Annotated in this window: 23 protein-coding genes; 14 read left to right on the top strand and 9 right to left on the bottom strand. The window is 53.3% G+C overall.

The genetic code is table 11. The features are described 5' to 3' along the window. Positions 1 to 66 precede the first annotated feature (66 nt). The 8 genes from tldD to csrD form a co-directional block, all read right to left on the bottom strand. Positions 67 to 1,512, bottom strand: coding sequence for a metalloprotease TldD (gene tldD, locus RAC90_RS17015; protein ID WP_006120972.1), 1,446 nt, complete (start codon positions 1,510 to 1,512; stop codon positions 67 to 69). A gap of 65 nt (positions 1,513 to 1,577) precedes the next feature. Next, positions 1,578 to 5,405, bottom strand: a complete 3,828-nt coding sequence (yhdP, locus tag RAC90_RS17020; protein WP_205957042.1) for an AsmA2 domain-containing protein YhdP — start codon at positions 5,403 to 5,405, stop codon at positions 1,578 to 1,580. A 133-nt stretch (positions 5,406 to 5,538) separates the two neighbouring features. Next, positions 5,539 to 7,008 carry a ribonuclease G gene (gene rng / locus RAC90_RS17025; protein WP_033740062.1) on the bottom strand — a complete coding sequence of 490 codons (1,470 nt, stop codon included), beginning with the start codon at positions 7,006 to 7,008 and terminating at the stop codon, positions 5,539 to 5,541. A 1-nt stretch (position 7,009) separates the two neighbouring features. Beyond that, positions 7,010 to 7,591: a nucleoside triphosphate pyrophosphatase gene (locus RAC90_RS17030; protein WP_058702694.1), complete on the bottom strand. Its 582-nt coding sequence runs from the start codon at positions 7,589 to 7,591 to the stop codon at positions 7,010 to 7,012. Between the two features lie 8 nt (positions 7,592 to 7,599). After that, positions 7,600 to 8,088 (bottom strand): rod shape-determining protein MreD, encoded by a 489-nt coding sequence (mreD, locus tag RAC90_RS17035; protein ID WP_006120976.1) that lies wholly within the window; start codon positions 8,086 to 8,088, stop codon positions 7,600 to 7,602. Next, complete coding sequence (gene mreC / locus RAC90_RS17040) at positions 8,085 to 9,107, bottom strand: rod shape-determining protein MreC (RefSeq protein WP_006120977.1); 1,023 nt, start codon at positions 9,105 to 9,107, stop codon at positions 8,085 to 8,087. Before mreC ends, mreD begins: the two co-directional genes overlap by 4 nt. Before the next feature lie 147 nt (positions 9,108 to 9,254). Next, on the bottom strand, positions 9,255 to 10,298 hold the full coding sequence (mreB, locus tag RAC90_RS17045; RefSeq protein ID WP_003855260.1) for a rod shape-determining protein MreB: 1,044 nt from the start codon (positions 10,296 to 10,298) through the stop codon (positions 9,255 to 9,257). Positions 10,299 to 10,607: 309 nt separating this feature from the next. Then, on the bottom strand, positions 10,608 to 12,557 hold the full coding sequence (gene csrD, locus RAC90_RS17050) for an RNase E specificity factor CsrD (RefSeq protein ID WP_375124568.1): 1,950 nt from the start codon (positions 12,555 to 12,557) through the stop codon (positions 10,608 to 10,610). Between the two features lie 282 nt (positions 12,558 to 12,839). On the opposite strand from csrD, the gene msrP reads away from it, so the two are divergent. From msrP to RAC90_RS17120, 14 genes are all read left to right on the top strand, one after another. Further along, positions 12,840 to 13,844, top strand: a complete 1,005-nt coding sequence (msrP, locus tag RAC90_RS17055; protein ID WP_006120979.1) for a protein-methionine-sulfoxide reductase catalytic subunit MsrP — start codon at positions 12,840 to 12,842, stop codon at positions 13,842 to 13,844. Then, positions 13,845 to 14,447, top strand: a complete 603-nt coding sequence (gene msrQ, locus RAC90_RS17060) for a protein-methionine-sulfoxide reductase heme-binding subunit MsrQ (protein ID WP_375124569.1) — start codon at positions 13,845 to 13,847, stop codon at positions 14,445 to 14,447. A gap of 221 nt (positions 14,448 to 14,668) precedes the next feature. Beyond that, positions 14,669 to 15,121, top strand: coding sequence for a type II 3-dehydroquinate dehydratase (aroQ, locus tag RAC90_RS17065; RefSeq protein ID WP_033740114.1), 453 nt, complete (start codon positions 14,669 to 14,671; stop codon positions 15,119 to 15,121). 25 nt (positions 15,122 to 15,146) lie between these two features. Then, a complete protein-coding gene (accB, locus tag RAC90_RS17070; protein ID WP_033740068.1) occupies positions 15,147 to 15,611 on the top strand; it encodes an acetyl-CoA carboxylase biotin carboxyl carrier protein in 465 nt (154 codons plus the stop codon). An 11-nt stretch (positions 15,612 to 15,622) separates the two neighbouring features. Beyond that, positions 15,623 to 16,972, top strand: coding sequence for an acetyl-CoA carboxylase biotin carboxylase subunit (gene accC, locus RAC90_RS17075; RefSeq protein WP_033740070.1), 1,350 nt, complete (start codon positions 15,623 to 15,625; stop codon positions 16,970 to 16,972). Positions 16,973 to 17,044: 72 nt separating this feature from the next. Further along, the gene (locus tag RAC90_RS17080) at positions 17,045 to 17,287 is read left to right on the top strand and encodes a YhdT family protein (RefSeq protein ID WP_033740072.1); all 243 of its coding nucleotides are present in this window, start codon (positions 17,045 to 17,047) and stop codon (positions 17,285 to 17,287) included. After that, on the top strand, positions 17,277 to 18,722 hold the full coding sequence (gene panF / locus RAC90_RS17085) for a sodium/pantothenate symporter (RefSeq protein WP_033740073.1): 1,446 nt from the start codon (positions 17,277 to 17,279) through the stop codon (positions 18,720 to 18,722). Before RAC90_RS17080 ends, panF begins: the two co-directional genes overlap by 11 nt. Positions 18,723 to 18,737: 15 nt before the next feature. Then, positions 18,738 to 19,622 carry a 50S ribosomal protein L11 methyltransferase gene (prmA, locus tag RAC90_RS17090; protein ID WP_033740074.1) on the top strand — a complete coding sequence of 295 codons (885 nt, stop codon included), beginning with the start codon at positions 18,738 to 18,740 and terminating at the stop codon, positions 19,620 to 19,622. 400 nt (positions 19,623 to 20,022) lie between these two features. Next, positions 20,023 to 20,988 (top strand): tRNA dihydrouridine synthase DusB, encoded by a 966-nt coding sequence (gene dusB / locus RAC90_RS17095; RefSeq protein WP_033740115.1) that lies wholly within the window; start codon positions 20,023 to 20,025, stop codon positions 20,986 to 20,988. A 23-nt stretch (positions 20,989 to 21,011) separates the two neighbouring features. Continuing rightward, positions 21,012 to 21,308, top strand: a complete 297-nt coding sequence (fis, locus tag RAC90_RS17100) for a DNA-binding transcriptional regulator Fis (RefSeq protein WP_003855228.1) — start codon at positions 21,012 to 21,014, stop codon at positions 21,306 to 21,308. Between the two features lie 541 nt (positions 21,309 to 21,849). Then, positions 21,850 to 22,875 (top strand): amino acid ABC transporter substrate-binding protein, encoded by a 1,026-nt coding sequence (locus RAC90_RS17105; RefSeq protein WP_033740076.1) that lies wholly within the window; start codon positions 21,850 to 21,852, stop codon positions 22,873 to 22,875. Positions 22,876 to 22,943: 68 nt separating this feature from the next. Further along, positions 22,944 to 24,122 (top strand): amino acid ABC transporter permease, encoded by a 1,179-nt coding sequence (locus RAC90_RS17110; protein ID WP_054686961.1) that lies wholly within the window; start codon positions 22,944 to 22,946, stop codon positions 24,120 to 24,122. 15 nt (positions 24,123 to 24,137) lie between these two features. Next, the gene (locus RAC90_RS17115; protein ID WP_375094075.1) at positions 24,138 to 25,238 is read left to right on the top strand and encodes an amino acid ABC transporter permease; all 1,101 of its coding nucleotides are present in this window, start codon (positions 24,138 to 24,140) and stop codon (positions 25,236 to 25,238) included. Between the two features lie 7 nt (positions 25,239 to 25,245). Continuing rightward, complete coding sequence (locus RAC90_RS17120) at positions 25,246 to 26,004, top strand: amino acid ABC transporter ATP-binding protein (RefSeq protein ID WP_033740081.1); 759 nt, start codon at positions 25,246 to 25,248, stop codon at positions 26,002 to 26,004. A 280-nt stretch (positions 26,005 to 26,284) separates the two neighbouring features. Here RAC90_RS17120 and RAC90_RS17125 read toward each other — a convergent pair. Then, a partial coding sequence (locus tag RAC90_RS17125) for a hypothetical protein (protein WP_375124570.1) occupies positions 26,285 to 26,527 on the bottom strand: 243 nt, incomplete at its 5' end.

The following is a 26,527-nucleotide window of genomic DNA, read 5'->3' on the forward strand; positions in this document are numbered from 1 at the left end:
GGCGCCTTCAGGATGTAATAGTAGCGCACTAAAAAAACCCGCCAGCAGGCGGGTTTGTCAGGCTAATCAGGCGGTGCCGCCGATAGTCAGCTTGTCCAGCTTGAGCGTAGGCTGGCCCACGCCAACCGGCAGACTCTGGCCTTCTTTACCGCACACGCCAACGCCTTTATCGAGCGCCAGATCGTTGCCAACCATAGAGATTTGCTGCATTGCCTCAATACCGGAGCCGATCAATGTCGCCCCTTTTACCGGTTTGGTGACTTTGCCTTTCTCAATCAGATAGGCTTCGGACGTGGAGAACACAAATTTACCCGACGTAATATCGACCTGGCCGCCACCAAAATTAGGCGCATACAACCCGTATTCCACACTTTCAATAATGTCCTGCGGCGTCGATTTACCCGCCAGCATGTAGGTGTTGGTCATACGAGGCATTGGCAGGTGCGCATAAGATTCGCGACGACCGTTTCCGGTAGGATTCACGCCCATCAGCCGGGCATTCAGCTTGTCCTGCATGTAGCCTTTCAATACGCCATTTTCAATCAGTACGTTGTACTGTCCGGGTACGCCTTCATCGTCAATAGCCAGTGAACCGCGTAATCCCTCGATCGTGCCATCATCAACCACCGTACAGAGGTCAGACGCCACCAGTTGGCCCATCTTACCGCTAAAAACGGAGGTTCCACGGCGATTGAAGTCGCCTTCCAGACCATGACCTACCGCTTCATGCAGCAGCACGCCTGGCCAGCCCGCCCCCAGCACCACCGGTAAAGCGCCTGCAGGCGCAGCCACTGCGGAAAGATTGACCAGTGCCATGCGTACCGCTTCGCGTGCCCAGGCATCAGCGCGCACATCGCCATTTTCATCAGCGAGGAAAAACGCGTAACCAGTACGCGCACCGCCACCGCTGGTACCCCGTTCGCGCTTGCCCTGATCTTCCACCTGAACGCTGATGGACAGACGCACCAGTGGGCGCACATCGGCGGCCAGGGTACCATCGGTTGCCGCCACCAGGACCTGCTCATACACGCCGGTCAGGCTGGCATTTACTTCCTGAACCCGTGGGTCCGCAGCCCGCGCAACCTGGTCAACACGATGTAACAGGGCGATTTTGTCTTCACGGCTGAGGCTGCCAAGCGGATCGACAGGCGCATAGAGCGCACGGTTGACGACGGCTGACAGCGTGTGCGCCTTGCCATTCCCCTGCTCGCGTACGATGCTGCGGGCCGCTTCTGATGACAGACGCAGGGCATTCATTGTGATCTGATCGGCATAGGCGAAGCCGGTTTTTTCGCCGCTGACGGCGCGGACACCCACGCCCTGATCGATATGGTAGGAACCATCTTTAATGATTTTATCTTCCAGAACCCAGGATTCATGGAAGCTGGACTGAAAATAAAGATCGGCATAGTCCAGACGACGTTCTGAAAGCTGCCCTAACAGGGAAAAAAGGTCCTGCTGATTAATGTTGTTAGCAGTTAGCAACTGCTCACTTACCAGATTCAGAGTCATCGTTTCTCACTCAATATGTGCTCGGATATTCATAGCCTGAGGCAATTATGTTACGCCGTCAAATATCACTTGTTATAGGTTTCGCGTGGCTTACGCATAACCTCGTCAATTTTGGGCTTATCGAGCGGGCCGCTAATGTGATAGCGCAGCACAGAAATTTTACTCCAGAGCGGCCCCAGAACCTTACTGGCCGCGAATACCGCGGCCCCGACGACCGGGTTAATCGCGAACGCGGTGGCGACACCAACGGAGGCGGAAATTTCCGGGGTAACTATGGCTTCCATATCAATCCGTCGCTTCACAAGATCCATATTGCCCTGCATGGCGATATCCGCCTCCAGCCCATCGACTGACAGGTTATCAGTACGGATGACGCCATCTTCAATCCAGGCGGTACCATTGATTGAATCGAAATAGAAACCCTGTTTAAAAGTATCACTGAAGTCGAAACGCAGTTTACGTAGCAGTGCATCAAAACTGAGCAGGCGCAAAATCTGCCCCGCCGCACCGGTATCCACATCCGTTATCTGGCCTTTACCAAAGTGTGTTTTCAGTGTGCCGCTCAGCGTTTCCGCTGATGGCTGCCAGGGTGCAGCGCGCCAGTGCAGGTCATAGTTAATTTTGAAAGGTGCATCGCGTAATGGCGTATTCACGCCGAACCAGTTGGTTGCGTTATTGATGTTGCTGCCCTGCAAAGTGCCTTTCAGCGAAGTACGCTGGTCGTTGGGCCGGTTAACCCATTCGCCCTGAATATTCAGACGCGAACTGCCTGTATCCACCAAGCCATTAGTAAGTGCTAACGTACTTCCTTTAGGTTGCAGCCCGGCGGAAACGCGCCCGTATTTTTGTCCCATCAGCCAGCATTCTGCACACTGAAACTGCACCGCAGGCCACTTGCTAAAGTCAATCTGATCGCTTTTTTGCCCCAGTGGCGAAGCCGCGGTATTTTTTCCGTCAGCGCCCTGCCAGTCGGGATTGTAATAAAGATAATCCAGAGCAACCTGCCACGCTGCTGACGGCGAGGTCGTAAGCTGGCCACGTAACTCTTTGGCATTAACCTTCACCTGGGTTTTACCGCCCATTTCCTGGGTGACGGTGGTATCCACGTCATGCCACTCTTGCCCTGCCAGACTGACAGCGGGGCTACGTAAGATAATATTGCCTGGCAACGTTGCCCCGCCCACCTTATGCTCACCCGACGGGCTGGCCGCTCCGCCTTCGCCCGCCATCAGGAGTGCCGCCCAGGCTTCGCCATCGAGCGCAGGCAAATTCAGCACCATGCCTGAACGATCCGGCAGCGCCGGTGTGGTTTTGGTGTCGTTAAGCCAGATGCCTCGCTCAACGCGCAGCGTGGGCTCCAGCAGCCAGCGGCTGTTAAACCGGTGCCGCTCGTCAACGCTGCCGCTCAGATCGAAATGCGTTAAGTCGCCGTTTGCATTAACGGTAACCGGCAGGCTCTCGCCAGCCTTTTTGTCGAGTGGCGGAGGTAAGCGACTACTTACTTCCTTACCGTCTCCTTTGAGTTGCACGGCATAATGTGCACCGCCCTTGTGAGGCAAGGTGACGTTTACCTCACCTTGCCACGGAAGATGACCGGCCAGTTGGCTGCTAATCTGTCGGGGTATATCATTGATTTTTGCCAGTTGCCAGTCCGCCTGTAATTTGACGTTCACGCCAAAATCGTCAGGATTCTCCTGCGTGGTGAAGCTGACATCAATCGGCTGTCCAAACCAGTTGGCCTGCAGCGTATCGCTTTCGAGATTGCCGTTGTTATAGCGGAACTGCCCCGTCAAATGGGTCATTGTGGTATTCAGGGGTTTGATATGCAGGCTGTTGTTATTCATCTGCACATCCCCGCTGGCGTGAACATCTTTGCCATTCAATGGAATATCCAGCTTGAGATGACCTTTGGTCAGGCCTTTGACCTGGAGCTGTTCCAGTGCCGCTCCCAGCGACGATTTGAGCGGCGTGTGCTGGAAGTACTCACCGATTTGCTGCCCGTCACCGCTGATATCGCCATTAATAATCAGCTTTTCCTTCAGATAATCCGGGATGACAGCGCTGACATTGCGGGCATCGACTTCACCCAGTTTCGCCAGTGGCGCATTCATCCACAGGCCGTCATTCAGGAAGTTAAGATCGATATCAAGATTGCTGAGATCGGGCCAGCCCGGCTGGAACGCATAGGTTGCCTGGCGTAACGGCACCCAAACCTGGAACATCCCGTCGTTGTGCTGGAAGGGAAAAAGCGCTGGATTACCGTTAAACAGCAGCGTGGCATTACTGACCTTGCCGCCTTTAATCGCACCGCTTAAATAGTGTGTCAGCGAGTGGCCCATTATCGGTGTCGGAAAATAGCGCCACGCATCACCAGCGTTCGTGACGTTAATGCCGGCCAGAATATTCAGTTGAGGTTGCGCATCACTGTTTTGCTGATAGCGGAAATCGCCGTGCGCCCAAAGGGAACGGGCCTGAATGTCAAGGTCGTGACCCGCCAGCGTCAGCCCCTGCTTATCCTGCGTCCAGTTAAGGTTGCCGGTGATCTGTTTGATCTCCAGCGGTGCCTGGAACATATCACCATAAGGCACCGTAGCCTGCCCCATCGCAATTGCGGCTTGCCCATCGTTCAGGCTGCCTGTCGCCTCACCATTAAGATGGCTGATGCCGGGAACCAGCTTCCAGTACTGCCAGCTAAAATCACGCCACTTTACCTGAAAGCGGGTCTGCTCGGGTTGTGCTAAGGGAATATCTAACGCAAGCCCATCAATCGTGCCCCGCGGCCGCAATGCACGCCAGTTATCAAACAGCGCAGGTGAGAGAGGCGCAAAAAGCGGCACCAGCGGCGCGATGCGATCTAATGCTAACTGCGTCGCACGAACGCGGACTTCGGCCTCGCTGTTGCTGCCCAGCATCTGCTCGTCCTGCGGTTGCCAGAACAGCGAAAAATGACCAGCAGGCCACGCGTTACCGTCTGTGCTGAGTTTGGTTTGCGGCACCGTTACCACCCAGCCATTTTTGTAACGCGAAAGGTGCGCCGTCAGACCATCAACGTTGAGAGTATGGGGACCGCTCTCGCCCTGCCAGCTTGCGCCGCCTTGACTTAACAGCAGGTCGCCAGCGTAGATATCACCATCACGCAGAGTGACCCAGGCTGCCAGGCTAAACCGGGCGCTGTCCAGACGGGTGTTATCCCGTACCCAGCGGCCCAGCCAGGGGCGCATATCCACGTCATCAGCCTGCATCCAGATGCGACCGTCGTTGAGTAAGCCTTCGTTATCGTTCAGGTCGAGACGGACCTGCACAACACCGTGCTGTCCGGTAAAACTCGACAGGCTGACCTCGCCTTCTGCGCGATGTCGCGTATGTTCGTTCAGCCAGGTGAGTTTAGGAATAGCCAGTTCAGCATGCTGACCGGATGGCGTGATAAAACCAATCGTGCTGTCGCGCAGATCGAAGTGATCGAACTGGCGTAAAAACAGATCGTTGATCTGGGTGAGCCTGAAGCTGTGCTTCTCGTTGTCACTGGTCAGGAGAGGCTGAGTGCTGTTAAAGTGCAACTGCCAGAAAGTCAGATCGCGGAACTGCCAGCGCCAGTGGAGCAATGACTGCCAGACGTCCAGCGCAACGGTAATACGCGCGATCGAGAGCGTCCCCGTTTGTTTCATGTCCACGTTCAGGTCACGGATTTGCAGCGTGGGCCCAAAATTTTCCCACTTGCCCTTCAGCTGGCTGGCGTTAACATTGGCACCGCTGACGTCAGAAACAAACTCTAAGACCTGACTACGATAGTTATCGAGGTGCGGCATCGCCAGACGCAGCGCACTGACCAGCAGCGCCACAATCACAATGACTGTCGCGAGCAGCAGTAACATCACTCTTGGCAACTGCCTCACTCACACCTCTCCTTGTCTACCGTTAACGACGGATGGTTGCTGCTCATACCCGGCGTCTTATGACATAAGCGGTATGGGGCCACATTTTACCCTAAAATGTGCGGCCAGACATCGTGAGCCTGACCGGCCAGCACTACATCATGACCACATCGAACTGTTCCTGAGTATAGAGCGCTTCAACATGCACCTTTACCTGCTTGCCGACAAACAGCTCCACTTCCGCCAGCGCATGGGACTCATCCGTTTTCAACGCTTCGCCCACCGTCGGCGACACGTAGACCAGGAAACGGTCAGAATCATAAGCATGATGAACACGAACAATTTCACGCATAATTTCGTAGCACACCGTTTCGACGGTCTTCAGTGTGCCGCGCCCTTTACACACCGGGCAATCCTCACACAGCACGTGTTCGATACTTTCGCGCGTACGCTTGCGCGTCATTTCCACCAGCCCTAAGGCGGAAAACCCGCTGATGCCCGTCTTCACTCTGTCTTTACTGAGTGCGGTTTCCAGCGAATGCAGCACGCGACGGCGATGATCTTCATTACTCATATCAATGAAGTCGATAATGATGATGCCGCCAAGGTTACGTAGCCTCAGTTGGCGGGCGATCGCCTGTGTCGCTTCCACATTGGTGTTAAAAATAGTTTCATCAAGGTTTCGGTGTCCGACAAAGGCACCGGTGTTGATGTCGATTGTCGTCATCGCTTCAGTTTGGTCGATGATGAGGTATCCGCCAGATTTCAGTTCAACTTTACGTTCCAGTGAGCGCTGAATCTCGTTCTCAACATCAAACAGATCAAAGATGGGCTGTTTGCCATTGTAAAGCTCGAGCTTGCTGGACATCTCCGGGATGTATTCGCTGGTGAATTCCTTGAGGAGATCGCAGGTCAGGCGCGAATCGACACGAATGCGATCCAGCGCTGCGCCCGCAAAATCGCGCAGAATACGCTGCGCCAGCGCCAGCTCACCATAGAGTAAGCAACGGGTTTGATTGCGCTTTTTCCGCTCGCTGACTTTGGTCCAGAGCCGTTTCAGAAACGCAGCATCCTGCGCCAGCTCTTCTTCGCCAATGCCTTCCGCGGCGGTGCGGATGATGAAACCGCCCAGGTCGTCACAGTAGTCGGCCACGACGGCTTTAAGCCGTTCACGCTCTTTTTCACTGGCAATGCGTTGTGAAACGCCAACGTGTGAAGCGCCGGGCATAAACACCAGGTAGCGCGAGGGCAACGTGATATCTGTGGTCAGCCGCGCGCCTTTAGTGCCAAGGGGATCTTTCACCACCTGCACCACGAGATCCTGTCCCTGACGCACCAGCTCCGCGATATCACGTACCACGAAATTTTTCTTTTCGTCGCCCGCAACGCATTCTGTATGCGGCATGATGTCGGACGCATGCAGGAAGGCCGCTTTATCAAGCCCGATATCCACAAATGCCGCCTGCATGCCAGGCAAAACCCGGCTGACGCGCCCTTTGTAAATATTACCGACGATGCCCCGCCGGGCTTCGCGCTCAATGTGAATTTCCTGCAGGATACCGCCATCAATGTAGGCGACGCGCGTTTCAGCAGGCGTAACGTTAACCAGTAGTTCTGCCGTCATGTTAACCCCTTACGGCACGCAGTGACTGGAACTGGTCGATCAGTTCCGCGGTCTCAACCAACGGTAATCCGACGACTGCGTGATAACTTCCATTGATTTTACGAACAAAGTTTCCGCCCTTTCCCTGAATACCGTAAGCGCCTGCTTTATCCATAGGTTCACCTGTGGCGATGTACTCATTGATGTCGTGTGCGGTTAAGTTACGAAACGTCACCTCGGTGACCACCAGACAGTCCAGCACCTGCTGACGATCGGCCAGCGCGATAGCCGTCATGACCTGATGCGTTTTTCCCGAGAGTTTACTGAGCATCGCGCTGGCATGGTCGGCATCGTGGGGCTTTTCCAGCACCTCGCCATTGAGCACCACGATGGTGTCGGCACCCAGCACCGGTAAGTCTTGCCGGGCAAGCGTGACGCCCGCTTTAGCTTTGTCATGCGCCAGGCGTCGAACATAGCCCTCTGCCGTTTCACCGGGCTGACGTTGCTCTTCAACATCAGTGACAAGACGCTCGAAGGTGATGCCAAGCTGGCTCAGCAGTTCACGTCGGCGGGGAGACGCGGAGGCCAGATACAGGGTTACCATAAATTTCCTTATTGAACAGCGAACTGACGGCGGATCTTTCTCATCAATAAGAATAGCCACGGCCAGAGAATCCCGTCGACAACACTGCTCCAGAAAATTTCAGGGCGGAATGAGACGTTGATCACCAGAAACTCTGCCCAGAAGACGATCACATCCATTGCTAATGACAGCACCATAACCATTAACGCCTGCTGCCACAATGCTAAGTTACGGAATAACTGGAATTTAAACGCAACCAGATAGGCGATAATGCTGAGCGCCAGTGCGCGAACGCCCAACGTCGAACCGGCGATTAAATCCATAATCGCCCCCAGCAGAAAACCGCTGCCCACATTCACGCGATGCGGCAGCGCCAGCACCCAATACACCAGAATCAACAATAGCCACGATGGCCGGAACATATAGATCTGTTCCGGCCATGGCATGATTTGCAGAATAAACGCCATCAGAAAGGACAGCCAGATCACCCATCGTCCCTGGCTGCGATATCGACTCAATTCTGGCCTCCGCGTGAGCGGGAAGCGGCATCCTGCGAACGACTTTCGCTGCTGCCCGAAGCGGGTGTGGTAGTCTGTGTGGTGGGCGCAGGCGGCCCCATTTCGCCGGCAGGCGGCAGCACCTGCGGCATCATTTGCATCAGGCGCTCGTTCGCGACCCGATGCACTTCATCAGGCGCCATAGGCATATCACCATTATGATCGGCTCCCCAAAGCAGCAGCAGATAGCGCAGACGTTGCAGACCCGCAGTAGGATGTGCCTGAATCACGGTATAAGCGCGTTGCGTATCCACTTTTACCGAGGACACGACACCGACAGGATAGCCTTCAGGGAAGCGGCCACCTAAGCCTGAGGTGACTAACACATCGCCCACGCGAATATCGGTATTGCCTGGCAGATGTTCCAGTTGTAAATCTTCCGTACAGCCATTGCCCGCCGCAATGACACGAATATCATTACGCAGCACCTGAATGGGCAGCGCATGTGATGCATCACAAATGAGCAGAACGCGACTGGTAAACTGACCGACAGCGATGACCTGGCCCACAACCCCTTTATCACTGATGACCGGCTGACCTTCATACACGCCATTGGCGCTGCCTTTATCAATCACGACCTGATCGGTATAGGGATCGGTACCGGTGGAGATCACCTGGGTCACCATCTTATGCTCGTCCTGACGCAGAGGTGAACCCAGCAATTCGCGCAGGCGTGCATTCTCCTGCTTGTATTGCCCCAGCATGAGCAGGTCGCTGTTTTTCAGAAACAGCTCCCGACGTAACGCTTTATTTTCCAGCTCAAGCTGCTGGCGTGAAGCCAGCGTATCTGACACGCCATCCAGAAGTTGACGCGGGCCGTTGGCCAGGAAGTAAAACGGACTGACCGATGTGTCCAGATAGTTGCGTATTTGCGTAAATGAACTCACGCGACTATCTGCGATGATGATGGCAATCGCCACAATCACCGCCAGAAAGAGACGCAATTGCAGAGAAGGGCCTCTGCTAAAAATCGGCTTCATATAATCTGCGTGTTCCTCGACTACAAGGTAAGAAAGTACGGACGTACCGCACTTTCCTGGGCTGGACACATCATACCGATGCACGCAGCGCCGGTTTACACGCTACTCCCTGCGCACTGTTACGACGGTCTCAGCCGGTTGAGGCCATTATTCTTCGCTGAATAAATCGCCGCCATGCATGTCGATCATTTCCAGGGCTTTACCGCCGCCGCGCGCAACGCAGGTCAGCGGATCTTCCGCGACGACAACAGGAATGCCTGTTTCTTCCATCAGCAGACGATCCAGATTTCTCAGCAGCGCACCACCGCCCGTCAGGACCATGCCACGCTCGGAAATGTCAGAGGCGAGTTCTGGCGGACACTGTTCCAGCGCGACCATTACTGCACTCACAATTCCGGTAAGCGGCTCTTGCAGGGCTTCAAGGATTTCATTTGAGTTAAGGGTAAAGCCGCGTGGCACACCTTCTGCCAGGTTACGACCACGCACTTCGATCTCACGCACTTCGTCACCCGGGTAAGCAGAACCGATTTCATGCTTGATACGTTCCGCTGTGGCTTCACCAATCAGTGAACCGTAATTACGGCGCACATAATTAATGATGGCTTCATCGAAGCGATCACCACCGATACGCACGGAAGAAGAGTAAACCACGCCGTTCAAAGAAATGACGGCAACTTCAGTGGTACCGCCACCAATATCGACTACCATTGACCCGGTCGCTTCAGAAACCGGTAAGCCAGCGCCAATGGCGGCCGCCATAGGTTCTTCAATCAGGAACACTTCACGTGCACCCGCCCCCTGGGCAGATTCGCGGATTGCGCGGCGCTCAACCTGCGTGGCACCGACAGGCACACATACCAGCACGCGCGGACTTGGACGCATAAAGCTGTTGCTGTGAACCTGCTTAATGAAGTGCTGCAGCATTTTCTCGGTCACGAAGAAGTCGGCGATAACGCCATCTTTCATAGGACGAATGGCTGCAATATTGCCCGGTGTACGGCCTAGCATCTGTTTGGCGTCATGACCAACGGCCGCTACACTTTTAGGTGAGCCGGCACGATCCTGGCGAATAGCCACTACGGAAGGCTCGTTCAGCACGATGCCTTGTCCTTTTACATAAATCAGGGTGTTCGCGGTACCCAGGTCAATGGACAAGTCATTGGAAAACATGCCACGAAATTTTTTAAACATACTAAGGGATAATCCTGCAAGCTGGAGGCGGAAAATAAAATCCGCTTACTTTACCAACCACACGAAGCTGCCACAAGGCGCAAAAACGTTCTGCTTCGGTGAAAAATTAGGCGACATTCGCATTAAATCATTTACAGCTGTTTCTCACACGAGCGGAACAGCGATATCACGCTATCAGAGCTGCTTGTTAAAGAATTTTCTTAACTTTACTCCGACATAAAATCTAACATTTCAGGCGCTCTATTCTGCCTGTTTGTTGTCCTGTATTCACTAAAAGCTGGCGTAAAACCGGCGAATTCAGGCAAACGATTAAATCTGGTAACGTTGCGAGTACTTTTTCACATTACTGTTGACCGGCTGAGAAGGTGAAAACAGGTCGCCCTGCCCGCCTTCAACCCCTAATTCGACCAGAGTTTGCCACTCCGCTTTTGTGCGAACGCCTGCCGCATAAAGCCGGGTACCGGTCGGCTTGCAAACGTCCAGCAGGCTCCGCACAAACAGCTGATTTTCAGTACGGCGCTCAATGTTGCGCACCAGGCCGGCATCCAGCTTGATTAACGCGACCGGCAGTTGCCTGATATAGGCGCTACTGACTACCGTCAGTCCTGCCTGACTGATGGCAATCCGGCAGCCAAATGCCTGGAGCGAATGCAACACCGGAATCAAACGGCTGATGTGTTGACAAACATCCCCTTCCGCAAGTTCAAATAAAAATCGTTTTCGCTGACTTTTTGGGCAGGCCAGCAACATTCGCTGCAACCAGACGACAAAGGGACGCTTTAACAGAGAGTCGATACTGACCGGGATAACCAGTGTTTCTTCAGGCCACAGCTCTGACAAAGCGGCAATGCGCAACACCATCTGCCTGTCCCAGCTCTCTACCATGCCAAGCTGCTGCACCAGTGGCATGTATTCAGCCGACAGCACTTCTTTATCACCATCAAAGATGCGGCTGAGTATGACACGATGACGAACCTTGCCCTCACGGTCCACGGCAGGTTTCTGATAGAGCCGCGGCCCACCGCGACTGAGTGTATTTTCCAGCAAAGTGCGCCAGCGAACACTGCCGCGCCCGGCATCCTGCGGATTGCCCGCGCCGTTTGACCAGTTATTGCCACCGGACAGCGTTGCCCGTCGCGTCGCCATCTCCACATTTTCCATTACCTGCGGCACCGTCTGGCCACTGTGCCAGGCGCTGATACCGATGTGAATAAAGTCGTCACGGTTCACCATGCGCATAGGAGGTAACGCATCAACGGCATTAATTAACTGGTCAGCGATGCTGTTGGCCTCTTTCAGGCTGCGGTGCGGCAGCAATACCGCAAAATCACTGCGAAAATAACGCGCAAGAAGCGCGCCGGGATAACGCATGACAAAAGTGGACAGCATATTGACGACGTTAAACAGGTACTCTTCAACCAGCACCGGTCCAAGCGAGTGGTCGTGCGTGTCGAGCTCAGGAAAGCGGATCATCATGACCACGCCGTGTGTCCCGACATCTTCCTGGTCCTCCAGCAAGGTGGCCAACTGATTATCGAAGAAAAGCCGGTTATTCAGCCCGGTTCGGCCATCCTGCGCAGCAAAGGTACGAATTAACGTATCAATGCGAACGCGCTGCTCGCCGGCTTCCTGTAAATCTGACAGAAGCTGATCGATCGCCCGACTGGCTTTGGGCGGCCACTCATCACGCTGCTTTTGGCGGAAGAAGGTACGCTCGCCAGCAAGAATCGATGCCGAACGACTTTCCAGGTGTTCCATCCCGCGCCATTGACGCACCAGCCAGCGATGGATGATGGACAGCATCACCGCCATAATCAGTACAACCAGCACGAGGGCGACAAGGGTATAAGTCGCAGGAATCGAGCGTAGCCAGGTTTGTGCAGGATCGAGAATCGTCAACCGGAGCCGCATTCCCGGTTGGTGCATTAGCGCAATGTCAAAATGGATATAGCGGTTTTTTTCGTGCTCGAGCATCTGATTTTCATGGCGGGACAGCGTAAAAACAGGTTGGCGACCGTTATAGAGAGAAAGTTGCTCCGCGTTAATAACAGGCAACATCGGGGCCAGCCAGGCCTTGAGCGTATCGGGAGGTTGGCTCAGCAAGACGTTATCAACTTCGGTCGCCAGCACCTGTACGCGACTTTCGACGCGCTGATGCGTGAGCCAGAAAACACTAAAAGCACAACCCACCAGCATTAAAACCATTGCCAGTACGCTAATCAGTGTAATAAATGCAGAAAGTTTGGTCGTTAATCGCATCCCTGTGCCTGTTTCACTTCGGTTGTCGCCGGATCACGCTGGCGCTGCACGGCAGCCGGAAGAAATTTGAGCAAAATAACACAAATGTCGTCTGGCAACAGTGGCGTTGTGCGTGAAGGCGAAGTATACCGCTGAGAAGATCTCACAGCGCCTGATTCTACATTTTTCAGTGGATTCCCATTTGAGAGCGAAGCCAGGAAATTTCACATTTTTGCAGCGAAATTCGCCAGCATAAGTAATAGTCATCATGCTGGTTGAGACTATCGCGCCTGGAGAAAAACGATGAAGCCGACTAAAAGCCTGACCGAAGCAGATGTAACGCCAGAAAGCATCTTTAATATGAACCGTCGTCGGGTGCTTCAGACGCTGGGGCTGGGTGCCGCAGCCATGGGCCTTCCCGGCATGGCGAATGCTGATATCCTGAGCTGGTTCAAAGGCAACGACCGCCCTGCTGCCCCCGCAGGCCGTCCGCTTGACTTTACCAAACCCGCCCAGTACCAGGCTAACCTGCCCTTAACGCCCGCCGATAAAGTTTCCGGATACAACAATTTCTACGAATTTGGTCTGGATAAAGCCGATCCTGCGGCGAACGCCGGTACCCTAAAAACCGATCCCTGGAAACTGACGATTGAGGGCGAAGTGGCTAAGCCCGTGACGCTGGACATGGATGATATTTTTAAGCGCTTCGCGATGGAGCAACGAATCTATCGCATGCGCTGTGTTGAAGCCTGGTCGATGGTCGTTCCCTGGATCGGATTTGAACTAAATAAACTGCTGAAGCTGGCAGAACCCACCAGCAAAGCCCGCTTCGTCGCCTTCCAGACGCTGTACGCGCCCGATCAGATGCCAGGGCAAAAAGACCGGTTTATTGGCGGCGGGCTCAATTACCCTTATGTAGAAGGTTTGCGCCTGGATGAAGCGATGCATCCGCTTACGATTCTGACAACGGGCGTATACGGTAAAGCGCTGCCGCCGCAGAATGGTGCGCCGATTCGCCTGACGGTTCCGTGGAAATATGGCTTTAAGGGCATCAAGTCCATTGTGAAAATTACGCTCACTCACGATCAACCGCCAACGACATGGAATCAGATTGCTGACAATGAGTATGGTTTCTATGCCAACGTGAATCCCCATGTGAACCATCCACGCTGGTCACAGGCGACCGAACGTTTTATTGGTCCGGGCAGTAGCTTTAATGTGGATCGTCAGCCCACGTTACTCTTCAACGGTTATGCCGATCAGGTTGCCTCGCTCTATCGCGGCATGGATTTGCGGGAGAATTATTGAGTGCGCCTGACAATAAAGCAGATCGGCTGGCTTAAAGTCCTGTTGCATCTGGCTGCGTTCCTGCCGTTGGTTTATTTGATCATGGCCGCGATGCACGGTGGACTGAGCGCCGACCCGGCAAAGGATATCCAGCATTTTACCGGCCGAATGGCATTGAAACTGCTGCTGGCTACGTTGCTGGTGTCGCCCTTAACGCGCCTGATAAAACAACCCCTGCTCATTCGGACCCGACGCCTGCTGGGGATCTGGACATTTTTCTGGGCCAGTTTGCATTTGACCAGCTACTACCTGTTGGAGCTGGGAATAAATAACATCGGCCTGCTGGGCAGTGAGCTGATTTCCCGGCCCTATCTGACGCTGGGGATCCTCTCCTGGTTTATCTTGTTGGCGCTGGCCGTCACGTCTTTCCAGCGCATGCAGCGTAAACTCGGCAAACAGTGGCAAACATTGCATAACCTGATCTATCTGGTCGCGATCCTGGCACCTGTCCATTATCTCTGGTCAGTCAAAATCCTTTCGCCGCAACCCATTATTTATGCGCTTTTAGCTCTGGTCCTGTTAGCCTGGCGCTACAAAAAGTTCATTAAGTGGTGGCCGCGTTAACCGCTCTTTTCCCCGCTATCGTCTGCAAAAATGCGGTCTCCGGACCGCATCCGATCAACTTCGCAGATAAGACCAGTATTTTGCTGCGAAATGCCACGAAACGGATATAATGGCCGGCTTTATTGCGATTAGACGCTTCTTTTTCACCGTGACGGGTGACAAATGGAAAGCGGCAAGGTATTTTACGCGATGCCTCAATGATTGCGGGAGATGGCAGCAAGATGGCCGATAAATTACATATTCTGCTTTTGAACGGTCCCAACCTTAATCTGTTGGGAACGCGCGAGCCTGAAAAATACGGGGACGTCACGCTGGATCAGATCGTTTCTCGTCTGGTGCAGCAGGCAGACCAGTTGAATGTAGCGTTAAGCCATTTGCAGTCCAATGCTGAATATCAGCTCATTGATCGCATTCATGAGGCAAAAGGCAACGTGGATTATATCATCATCAATCCTGCCGCGTTTACGCACACCAGCGTCGCACTTCGTGATGCGCTGTTAGCAGTGGACATTCCCTTTATCGAAGTTCATTTGTCAAATGTGCACAGCCGCGAGCCCTTCCGCCAACATTCCTATTTTTCTGATGTCTCTGCGGGCGTTATTTGTGGGCTTGGCGCCGATGGCTACTCGTGGGCATTACAAACGGCAGTAAAGCGCCTGTCTCATACTAATTAATCAAACTGAGTACGGAACCCCATTCATGGATATTCGTAAAATTAAAAAACTGATCGAACTGGTTGAAGAATCTGGCATTTCTGAGCTGGAGATTTCCGAAGGTGAAGAGTCTGTTCGTATCAGTCGTGCACCTGCAAACACTGGTTATCCGATGATGCAGCAGGCTTATGCTGCGCCTGTTGCTCAGCAACCGGCGCTGGCGAGCGCCGTGGCACCTGTTGCCGCTGTCGCAGAAGCTGCACCAGCAGAAATCAGTGGTCACATCGTACGTTCACCGATGGTCGGTACCTTCTACCGCACACCAAGCCCGGATGCGAAAGCGTTTGTGGAAGTGGGCCAGAAAGTCAATGCCGGTGACACGCTGTGCATCGTTGAAGCCATGAAAATGATGAACCAGATCGAAGCCGACAAATCTGGCGTTGTTAAAGCCATTCTGGTCGAAAGTGGTCAACCGGTAGAATTTGACGAGCCACTTGTTGTCATCGAATAACGGGGCGAACCATGCTGGATAAAATTGTTATTGCTAACCGCGGTGAGATTGCACTGCGCATTCTGCGTGCCTGTAAAGAACTGGGCATTAAGACTGTCGCTGTTCACTCAAGCGCGGACCGTGACCTGAAACACGTGCTGCTGGCAGACGAAACGGTTTGCATCGGCCCGGCACAGTCGGTCAAAAGTTATCTCAACATCCCGGCGTTGATCTCTGCTGCAGAAATCACCGGCGCGGTGGCGATTCACCCTGGCTACGGCTTCCTGTCTGAGAACGCGGATTTTGCTGAGCAGGTTGAGCGCTCTGGCTTTATCTTTGTGGGTCCAAAAGCTGACACCATCCGCCTGATGGGCGATAAAGTGTCGGCCATCACGGCGATGAAGAAAGCTGGCGTGCCGACCGTACCTGGCTCCGATGGCTCACTGACCGATGACATGGAAAAAAACCGTGCCCTCGCCAAGCGCATCGGCTATCCGGTCATTATTAAAGCCTCCGGCGGCGGCGGCGGTCGTGGTATGCGCGTTGTGCGCAGTGACAAAGATCTGGAACAATCCATCAACATGACGAAAGCGGAAGCCAAAGCGGCTTTCAACAACGACATGGTGTACATGGAGAAGTATCTGGAAAATCCACGTCACATCGAAATCCAGGTTCTGGCTGATGGCCAGGGCAACGCCATCTATCTGGGCGAGCGTGACTGTTCTATGCAGCGCCGCCACCAGAAAGTCGTGGAAGAAGCGCCAGCACCGGGCATTACGCCAGAGCTGCGTTCATTCATCGGTGAGCGTTGTACTAAAGCCTGTATCGATATCGGCTATCGCGGCGCAGGGACGTTTGAGTTCCTGTACGAGAATGGCGAGTTCTATTTCATTGAAATGAACACCCGTATTCAGGTTGAACATCCGGTCACCGAAATGATCACCGGCGTCGACCTGATTAAAGAGCAGCTGCGTATTGCTGCTGGCCAGCCGCTGTCAATCAAGCAAGAAGATGTGATTATTCGCGGTCATGCGGTTGAATGCCGTATCAACGCCGAGGATCCGGTCACCTTCCTGCCAAGCCCTGGTAAGATTACCCGTTTCCATGCACCGGGTGGTTTTGGTGTGCGTTGGGAATCCCATATTTATGCGGGTTACAGCGTGCCGCCGTATTATGATTCCATGATCGGAAAGCTCATCACCTACGGTGAAACCCGTGATATCGCCATTGCCCGTATGAAAAACGCGCTGGCGGAGCTGATTATCGACGGCATCAAAACCAACATCGAACTGCAGATGAAAATCATGTCCGATGAAAACTTCCAGCACGGTGGCACCAATATCCACTATCTGGAGAAAAAACTCGGCCTGCACGAGAAGTAATCGCAATGCTGAGTTAGTCTGAGGCCGGATATTCCGGCCTTTTTCTTTTCCCGCTGGCGTTAAGGTCACATCATGGACGCGCGTTTTTTACAGGCTCACAAAGAGGCTCGCTGGTCGCTCTGTCTCACGCTGGCCTGGCTGGCTGTCTGGGGCATTTCCGCCTGGTCGGGCGGCGATGCGGTTGGCATAACCGGTTTGCCACGCTGGTTTGAGCTCTCCTGCATTTTTGCGCCTCTGCTGTTCATTTTTCTGTGCTGGCTAATGGTCCGTACACGCTTCCGTGAGATGTCTCTTGAGGAGGAAGATGAACACTGAAATCATCCTGCCACTGTTGGCTTATCTGGTCGTTATTGCCGGTCTGTCCGTCTTTGCGATGCGTAAACAGCGCAAAGGAAATTTCCTGACCGAGTATTTTCTGGGTAGCCGTTCGATGGGCGGATTTGTGCTGGCTATGACCATCACCACCACCTATATCAGCGCCAGCTCCTTTATCGGTGGCCCAGGCGCAGCGTATAAATATGGTCTGGGCTGGGTGCTGCTGGCCATGGTTCAGGTTCCTGCTGTCTGGCTTTCACTGGGTGTACTGGGGAAGAAATTTGCCATTCTGGCGCGTAAGCATAATGCGGTCACGCTTAACGATATGCTCTATGCGCGCTATGGCAGCACACTATTGGTGGTCCTGGCCAGCCTGAGTTTACTCGTTGCCTTTGTGGGTGCGATGGCCGTGCAGTTTATCGGTGGCGCACGCCTGCTGGAAACCGCAGCCGGTATCCCCTACGACACGGGATTACTGATCTTCGGTGGGACTATCGCGCTTTATACGGCATTTGGCGGCTTCCGGGCCAGCGTGCTTAACGATGCCATGCAGGGCATTGTGATGCTGATTGGCACCTTTTTGCTGCTGTTTGCAATTATTCACCATGCCGGAGGGATCCACACTGCTGTAGAAAAACTGCATGCGATTGATCCCAAACTGCTGTCTCCTGAGGGGCCGGGCGATATCATTACGCCGACGTTCCTGAGCTCATTTATCGTTCTGGTCTGTTTTGGCGTTATCGGTCTGCCCCATACCGCTGTCCGCTGTATTTCCTACAAGGACAGTAAAGCCGTTCACCGGGCGATTGTTCTCGGCACTATCGTGGTGGTGGTACTGATGCTGGGAATGCATCTGGCAGGCGCGCTGGGCCGCGCCATATTGCCCGATCTGACCGTGCCGGATCGGGTTATCCCGACGCTGATGATTACCGTCCTGCCGCCGCTGGCCGCAGGGCTGTTTTTAGCGGCGCCGATGGCGGCGATCATGTCGACCATCAATGCGCAGCTGTTGCAGGCTTCCGCTACGCTGGTTAAAGATCTGTATTTACGCCTCGCACCTCAGCAACTGGACAATGAGCCACGACTGCGGATGTTATCGGGCACGGTGACATTTGCCCTGGGTGTCGTTTTGCTGTTCGTGGCCTGGCATCCGCCCGACATGATTATCTGGCTTAACCTGCTGGCGTTTGGTGGGCTGGAGGCAGTATTCCTGTGGCCGCTGGTTCTGGGGTTATATTGGGAACGCGCCAATGCCGCAGGCGCGCTCAGCGGGATGGTGGTGGGCGGAGGCTGTTATGCCATTCTGGCAACCCTGGGCCTGCAACTGTGGGGATTTCATCCCATCGTGCCTTCCTTATTGTTAAGTCTGCTGGCGTTCCTGGTCGGCAATCTGTTTGGGCGTTTACCCGCCGTGGTTAACGCACCACAACACTGAATTAAGAGAGATGTTATGCCGTGGATTCAAATCAAAATTAACAGTTCTGGCGCCAACGCAGAGGCGCTGAGCGATGCACTGATGGAAACCGGTGCCGTGTCAGTGACCTTTCAGGATACCCATGACACGCCCGTCTACGAACCTCTGCCCGGGGAAACCCGTTTATGGGGCGATACCGATGTTATCGGGTTGTTCGATGCCGAAAGCGACATGGAAGGCGTCATTGCCGAACTTTCACAGCATCCACTGCTGGGAGAGAATTTTCGCCACAAGATCGAGCAGATCGAAGACAAAGACTGGGAACGCGAGTGGATGGAGAACTTCCATCCTATGCGCTTTGGCGAACGCTTGTGGATCTGCCCGAGCTGGCGCGATGTGCCCGATCCGAATGCCGTCAATGTCATGCTGGATCCCGGGCTGGCTTTCGGAACCGGCACACATCCCACCACATCGCTCTGTCTGACGTGGCTCGACGGTCTGGATCTGAACGGTAAAACGGTGATCGATTTTGGCTGCGGCTCTGGGATCCTGGCGATCGCCGCCTTAAAGCTGGGTGCAGCGCAGGCCATAGGCATTGATATCGATCCTCAGGCGATTCAGGCCAGCCGCGACAATGCCGAGCGCAATGGGGTGGCGGACCGTCTGTCTCTTTATCTGCCGCATCAGCAACCGGAAAACCTGCAGGCTGATGTGGTGGTGGCAAACATTCTTGCCGGACCGCTGCGTGAGTTAGCGCCGCTTATCCGTGTGCTGCCTAAACCAGGCGGGCATCTGGGGTTATCAGGCGTGCTGGAAAGCCAGGCCGAGAGTGTCTGTGAAGCTTATGCCATGCACTTTGCGCTGGACCCTGTCGCCGTTAAGGAAGAATGGTGCCGGATTACGGGTGTAAAAAACGCTTAGCGTCGTAAACGATGCGAGCGTCAGACTCTGCCCTGCGAACGTCGCAGGGCTGTATACCTTCTCCTCATACAGATGAAAGCGAACCTGTCTGGTCGTCGCTGCCTTTCACGCTCAATCGCTATGCTTTTGTCAACCGTCTGTACGGCGTGTTGTGTCGTTAATCACGGTATGTGACGTTTTTTATCTGGCGAATGCCGAATCTTCGTCGGAAAAACCTTTGTTCACAAAATAAACATAACTGGATAACGCCATGATTTTTAATGTCATTTATCCATAACACCCTTGTCAGAGCAGACTAAAAGCAGTTTTCTTGCGAATTGTTCAAAGTTTGGCCTTTCATCTTAAGAAAAAAATGCGTAATATACGCCGCCTTGCAGACACAGTATGGCATTACGACTTCATGCGCATTGGAAACCTCCAGCTGAGAAATCGACTGATTGCGGCACCGATGGCCGGTATTACAGACAGGCCTTTCAGAACGCTTTGTCATGAGATGGGTGCAGGAATGGCGGTTTCTGAGATGTTGTCATCCAATCCCGAAGTGTGGGCCAGTGACAAATCTCGTTTACGCATGGTGCACAGTGATGAACCCGGCATTCGTGCCGTCCAGATTGCAGGCTGTGATCCCAGTGAGATGGCTCAGGCTGCACGTATTAATGTCGACGCTGGTGCACAGGTGATTGATATTAATATGGGTTGCCCAGCCAAAAAGGTGAACCGCAAAATGGCGGGGTCGGCCTTACTGCAATATCCTGCCGTGGTCGAGTCTATTCTCTCTGCCGTGGTAAATGCGGTTGATGTACCGGTCACATTGAAAATCCGTACCGGTTGGGATCCAGAAAACAGAAACTGTGTCGCGATTGCCCAATTGGCTGAGCGTTGTGGCATTCAGGCTTTGACGATACATGGCCGCACTCGTGCCTGCCTGTTCAACGGAGACGCTGAATACGACAGCATTCGGACAGTTAAGCAGAGTGTCTCTATTCCGATTATCGCGAACGGAGACATAACTGACCCGCATAAAGCCAGAGCAGTGCTCGACTACACCGGAGCCGACGCTTTGATGATAGGACGTGCTGCTCAGGGAAGACCGTGGATCTTCCGGGAAATCCAGCATTATCTGGACACTGGGGAGCTGCTTGCCCCGCTGCCACTGGCAGAGGTCAAGCGTTTGCTTGTTTCGCATATACGTGAGCTGCACGACTTTTACGGTCCAGGCAAGGGATACCGTATAGCGCGGAAGCACGTGTCCTGGTATCTCCAGGAACATGCCCCAAATGACCAGTTTCGGCGCACATTCAACGCCATTGAGGATGCCAGCGAACAGCTGGAGGCGTTGGAGGCATACTTCGAAAATCTTGCGTAACGAAATAAAGAGCTGAAAGAACTATGTTCGAACAACGCGTAAATTCTGACGTACTGACCGTTTCTACCGTTAACTCACAGGATCAGGTAACTCAAAAACCTTTGCGTGATTCGGTTAAACAGGCACTGAAGAACTATTTTGCTCAACTGAATGGTCAGGATGTGAGTGACCTGTATGAACTGGTTTTGGCTGAAGTCGAGCAGCCTCTGTTGGACATGGTGATGCAGTATACCCGTGGCAACCAGACCCGTGCTGCCCTGATGATGGGTATCAACCGCGGTACGCTGCGTAAGAAACTGAAAAAATACGGCATGAACTGATTCAGGTTCACACCGTTAATCTCGCCAGCCTTCGGGCTGGCGTTTTTATTTGTGCGTTACTACGCAAATTTTTTTAAAAACGCTGAAACAGTTGCATCACATATGGTAACTGTAGTTGCAGTCGCCAGCGTGACTTTAACAGACTTACCTTTCACATTTTCTCTTCTTCGCGGCCTTTGTCTTTTGTACCACCATGCCCTTCAGCCCAGCCCTGTCGGCCTTTTGTGAGCACGGCTACCTTTTTAAGCAATCTCATGTCTGCTTACATGAGCCACATGCAAACAGGCTCACACTGTTGCTAAATAGTGAAACAAATTGCACTAAATGTGATCTACCCGACTCGAAATGCATCCTTTTGGTGCGCCATATTATTGCAGCCTTCCGGATAATTCAGATTATTACCCGATATTTCAGGTGAATTCAGAATTCTGCAAACCTGGCACTGGCTTTGCAAAGTCGTGGATGGCTGATCGCCACAGACAGGAAACGCACACCAAAGTGCGCACTACATAACAACACGACATGCCACACAGGATGCTTTATGAAAAAGATGATGCTCTCTACTCTGGTTGCTGCGGCTTCGCTGCTCGCCGTTGCTCAGCAAGCCCACGCAGGCGCCACGCTGGATGCGATTAAAAAGAAAGGATTCGTTCAATGTGGTATCAGCGATGGCCTGCCAGGTTTCTCTTATGCAGACGCCAGCGGTAAATTTACCGGTCTTGATGTGGATATCTGTCGTGCCGCGGCAGCAGCCGTATTTGGTGATGCAACAAAAGTAAAATATACCCCGCTGACCGCAAAAGAGCGCTTCACCGCATTACAGTCTGGCGAAGTGGACGTGCTTTCTCGTAACACTACCTGGACCTCATCACGTGATGGCGGCATGGGCTTCATGTTTACCGGTGTTAACTACTATGACGGCATTGGTTTCCTGACACACAAAAAAGCGGGCCTGAAAAGTGCGAAAGAGCTGGATGGTGCCACCGTCTGTATTCAGGCCGGTACTGACACTGAACTGAACGTTGCGGATTATTTCAAAGCGAACAAGATGCAGTACACCCCGGTGACATTTGACCGCTCCGACGAATCGGCAAAAGCACTGGATAGCGGCCGTTGCGATACGCTGGCTTCCGATCAGTCACAACTTTATGCACTGCGTATCAAATTAGGTAAACCAGACGACTTTATTGTTCTGCCGGAAGTCATCTCTAAAGAACCGTTGGGTCCTGTTGTTCGTCGTGGTGATGATGACTGGTTCACCATCGTGAAATGGTCACTGTTTGCCATGCTGAACGCCGAAGAAATGGGCATCACCTCTAAAAACGTGGATGAGAAAGCCGCGAAGCCAGCGACGCCCGATATGGCTCACCTGTTAGGTGCCGAGGGTGACTATGGCAAAGATCTGAAGCTCGATAACAAATGGGCGTACAACATCATCAAGCAGGTCGGTAACTATCAGGAAAGTTTTGATCGCAACGTCGGTAAAGACAGCCCGCTGAAAATCGCTCGTGGCCAGAATGCGCTCTGGAACCAGGGTGGTATTCAGTACGCACCACCGGTTCGTTAAGTCTACCTCCCCGTCGGGCATCGTTTTCTGCGGTGCCCCAGCAAGGCTTTCGTTATTGAGGTTTCAACATGTCACAACGCCCAACCGTGAAAAGGGATTTTTCGTTCGGTAATCCCACGGTTCGCGCCTGGCTTTACCAGATCGTGGCGATCGTTATCGTACTGTCTGTGGTGGGTTATCTCGTCCACAACACCGTCATCAATCTCGCTAATCGCGGTATCACTTCCGGGTTTGGTTTTTTAGAACGTAATGCGGGTTTCGGCATCGTTCAGCATCTTATTGATTATTCCGAAGGGGATACCTACGCACGTGTATTTCTGGTTGGCCTGACAAATACCCTGCTGGTTTCCGCACTTTGTATTGTATTTGCTTCCATACTGGGCTTCTTTATCGGCCTGGCGCGTCTCTCAGAGAACTGGTTATTACGTAAAATCGCGAATATCTACATTGAAATCTTCCGCAATATCCCGCCGTTATTGCAGATTTTCTTTTGGTATTTCGCGGTGTTGCGTAACCTGCCCGGCCCGCGTCAGGCGCTGAATGCCTTCGATCTCGCCTTCGTGAGTAATCGTGGCCTGTATATTCCCTGGCCGACCTATGCGCCTGGTACCTGGCCTTTCGTTATCGCTTTAGCACTGGCTGTGGTGGCGAGCTACGGTTTATACCGTTTTAACCGACAGCATCAGCTTAAAACCGGTCAGTTACGTCGCTCCTGGCCCGCAGCTGTTGCGATGCTGATCCTGTTCCCGCTGGTTGCGCATGCAGTTTTTGGTGCCGCCATGCACTGGGATATCCCGGAGTTGCGTGGGTTTAACTTCCGGGGCGGCTTCGTCATGATACCTGAGCTGGCAGCGCTCACGCTGGCCCTGTCGATCTATACGTCATCTTTCATTGCCGAGGTGATTCGCTCAGGTATTCAGGCTGTGCCTTACGGACAGCATGAAGCGGCGCGTTCACTGGGGTTACCGAATCCCGTCACGCTGCGTCAGGTTATCATTCCTCAGGCCATGCGAGTGATTATTCCGCCCCTGACCAGCCAGTATCTCAATATCGTCAAAAACTCCTCTCTGGCTGCCGCGATAGGTTACCCGGACATGGTGTCGCTGTTTGCCGGTACGGTGCTGAATCAGACCGGTCAGGCTATTGAAACCATTGCGATTACGATGAGCGTCTACCTGATTATCAGCCTGCTGATTTCACTGTTGATGAATATTTATAACCGCAAAATCGCGCTGGTTGAGCGTTAAGAACACGGGATGACTATGTCTGTCACTGCACATGAAACGACGCCCGTAGCCTCCTCGCCGCTGAGCCGGGGCTGGCTATGGGCCCGCAAGAACCTGTTTTCAGGATGGTTTAACACCTTACTGACGTTGTTATGTATCTGGCTGATCTGGCACCTGATCCCCCCGGCGCTGAACTGGCTGATCTTTGATGCCAACTGGTTTGGCACTACGCGCGCAGACTGCACAAAAGAAGGCGCATGCTGGGTCTTCATTCATGCCCGTTTTGGTCAGTTTATGTATGGGCTCTATCCTCATGAGCTGCGCTGGCGCATTAATCTTGCGCTGGTGATTGGCTTAGTGTCGATTGTGCCCATGTTCCTGAAACGGTTGCCCTTTCGTGGACGCTATATCGCCGTCTGGGCGGTATGCTATCCGCTGATCGTCTGGTTTTTACTGTACGGTGGATTTTTGGGACTGGATCGCGTGGAAACGCGCCAGTGGGGCGGCTTAACGCTGACCCTGATCATCGCCTCGGTGGGCATTGCGGGCGCCTTACCTTTAGGCATTTTGCTGGCGTTAGGGCGCCGCTCTAAAATGCCTGTTGTCCGTACGCTTTCTGTCATCTTTATTGAGTTCTGGCGTGGCGTTCCGCTGATCACCGTGCTGTTCATGTCATCGGTCATGCTGCCGCTGTTTATGGCAGAGGGAACCACTATCGACAAACTGGTACGTGCCTTAGTCGGCGTGATTCTGTTCCAGTCGGCGTATGTGGCCGAGGTAGTTCGCGGTGGGCTGCAGGCATTACCAAAAGGACAGTATGAAGCCGCTGAATCCCTTGCCCTGGGATACTGGAAGACCCAGATGCTGGTGATCCTCCCTCAGGCGTTAAAACTCACCATTCCGGGCCTGGTGAATACCATTATTGCGTTATTCAAAGATACCAGCCTGGTTATCATCATCGGTTTGTTCGATCTGTTTAGCAGCGTTCAACAGGCTACGGTCGATCCGGCCTGGCTGGGCATGTCCACAGAGGGCTATGTCTTTGCGGCGCTGGTCTACTGGATTTTCTGTTTTAGCATGTCACGTTACAGCCAGTATCTGGAAAAACGTTTTCACACCGGGCGTAAATCGCACTGAGGTTTCTATGACACAAATAATAACTGATTCAACCAATGCGATGATTTCGCTTGAAAATGTGAACAAATGGTACGGCCAGTTTCATGTGCTGAAAGACATTAATCTGCAGGTGAAACCGCGCGAACGTATCGTGTTATGCGGTCCCTCAGGGTCAGGAAAATCGACGACGATTCGTTGTATCAACCATCTGGAGGAACATCAGAAGGGGCGGATTGTGGTCGATGGTATTCATCTGAATGATGACGTACGGAATATTGAGCGCGTTCGTACTGAAGTCGGTATGGTCTTTCAGCACTTTAATCTTTTTCCTCACCTTACGGTTTTGCAGAACTGTACGCTAGCGCCGATGTGGGTGCGTAAGATTGCCAAAAAAGAAGCGGAGGAGCTTGCGATGCACTATCTGCAGCGCGTACGCATTGCTGAACATGCGCATAAGTTTCCTGGTCAGCTTTCAGGCGGCCAACAGCAGCGTGTCGCGATTGCGCGTTCATTGTGCATGAAACCTAAAATTATGCTGTTTGATGAGCCCACCTCTGCCCTGGATCCGGAAATGGTGAAAGAGGTGCTGGATACCATGATTGGGCTTGCAGAAGATGGCATGACGATGCTGTGTGTCACGCATGAGATGGGCTTTGCACGTACCGTTGCCGATCGGGTGATCTTTATGGATCGCGGCGAGATCGTGGAGGTTGCGCCACCGCAGGAGTTTTTTGCAAATCCGAAGTCAGAACGTACCCGCGCTTTCCTGTCCCAGGTTATTCACTGACCGCTCTCGTTGCTGACCGTACCTCCGTCTCTGACAGAGGTACGGTTCTGACCTTTCCTGTCCGGATGATGCACCACGTTGTAAATCCTCCGTCATCCTTTATAAAACTCCGCTTTTTAGCGACTGACGATACGTTGTCGTCGACGGTGCATGCCTGAATCGTGCTGTATCCAGCAAAGGTGAGCTGGCCCAGCCAGTGCTCGTCTGTGCATTGATCGGATATGGGTGATTCAGGCAGGTTTACTGACGGCTTATAGGGTGATCCACAGGTCTTTCCGCTTTAACCCTGATACGCGTCTGCCTGAGATGGCCCGTGATGCACTTTATGTTGACGAGCCTGCTGGCGACAGGTAGAAATCGGCGTTGCGGAAGTCAGCCAGCCCACCAATGAGGCGAGTTTCACGGCTTTGGTGCCGGCGGTAGCGCGGCTTCCGCTGAGGTGCTGCTCGTCCCTTTCGGTTTCAGGCGGATAACCGACGTAAAAAAGCCCCGTACTTTCGTACGGGGCTTTTTTACTTGATTG

Origin of the sequence: Pantoea sp. CS_6 (genome assembly GCF_041954745.1) — a bacterium.
Taxonomy (GTDB): Bacteria; Pseudomonadota; Gammaproteobacteria; order Enterobacterales; family Enterobacteriaceae; genus Pantoea; species Pantoea stewartii.

Excerpts from the sequence above, each read along its gene's own strand:
- tldD (WP_006120972.1), bottom strand. The coding sequence starts at position 1,512 with ATGACTCTGAATCTGGTAAGTGAGCAGTTGCTAACTGCTAACAACATT.
- rng (WP_033740062.1), bottom strand. The coding sequence starts at position 7,008 with ATGACGGCAGAACTACTGGTTAACGTTACGCCTGCTGAAACGCGCGTC.
- RAC90_RS17030 (WP_058702694.1), bottom strand. The coding sequence starts at position 7,591 with ATGGTAACCCTGTATCTGGCCTCCGCGTCTCCCCGCCGACGTGAACTG.
- mreC (WP_006120977.1), bottom strand. The coding sequence starts at position 9,107 with ATGAAGCCGATTTTTAGCAGAGGCCCTTCTCTGCAATTGCGTCTCTTT.
- mreB (WP_003855260.1), bottom strand. The coding sequence starts at position 10,298 with ATGTTTAAAAAATTTCGTGGCATGTTTTCCAATGACTTGTCCATTGAC.
- csrD (WP_375124568.1), bottom strand. The coding sequence starts at position 12,557 with ATGCGATTAACGACCAAACTTTCTGCATTTATTACACTGATTAGCGTA.
- msrP (WP_006120979.1), top strand. The coding sequence starts at position 12,840 with ATGAAGCCGACTAAAAGCCTGACCGAAGCAGATGTAACGCCAGAAAGC.
- aroQ (WP_033740114.1), top strand. The coding sequence starts at position 14,669 with ATGGCCGATAAATTACATATTCTGCTTTTGAACGGTCCCAACCTTAAT.
- accB (WP_033740068.1), top strand. The coding sequence starts at position 15,147 with ATGGATATTCGTAAAATTAAAAAACTGATCGAACTGGTTGAAGAATCT.
- accC (WP_033740070.1), top strand. The coding sequence starts at position 15,623 with ATGCTGGATAAAATTGTTATTGCTAACCGCGGTGAGATTGCACTGCGC.
- RAC90_RS17080 (WP_033740072.1), top strand. The coding sequence starts at position 17,045 with ATGGACGCGCGTTTTTTACAGGCTCACAAAGAGGCTCGCTGGTCGCTC.
- panF (WP_033740073.1), top strand. The coding sequence starts at position 17,277 with ATGAACACTGAAATCATCCTGCCACTGTTGGCTTATCTGGTCGTTATT.
- prmA (WP_033740074.1), top strand. The coding sequence starts at position 18,738 with ATGCCGTGGATTCAAATCAAAATTAACAGTTCTGGCGCCAACGCAGAG.
- dusB (WP_033740115.1), top strand. The coding sequence starts at position 20,023 with ATGCGCATTGGAAACCTCCAGCTGAGAAATCGACTGATTGCGGCACCG.
- fis (WP_003855228.1), top strand. The coding sequence starts at position 21,012 with ATGTTCGAACAACGCGTAAATTCTGACGTACTGACCGTTTCTACCGTT.
- RAC90_RS17105 (WP_033740076.1), top strand. The coding sequence starts at position 21,850 with ATGAAAAAGATGATGCTCTCTACTCTGGTTGCTGCGGCTTCGCTGCTC.
- RAC90_RS17110 (WP_054686961.1), top strand. The coding sequence starts at position 22,944 with ATGTCACAACGCCCAACCGTGAAAAGGGATTTTTCGTTCGGTAATCCC.
- RAC90_RS17115 (WP_375094075.1), top strand. The coding sequence starts at position 24,138 with ATGTCTGTCACTGCACATGAAACGACGCCCGTAGCCTCCTCGCCGCTG.
- RAC90_RS17120 (WP_033740081.1), top strand. The coding sequence starts at position 25,246 with ATGACACAAATAATAACTGATTCAACCAATGCGATGATTTCGCTTGAA.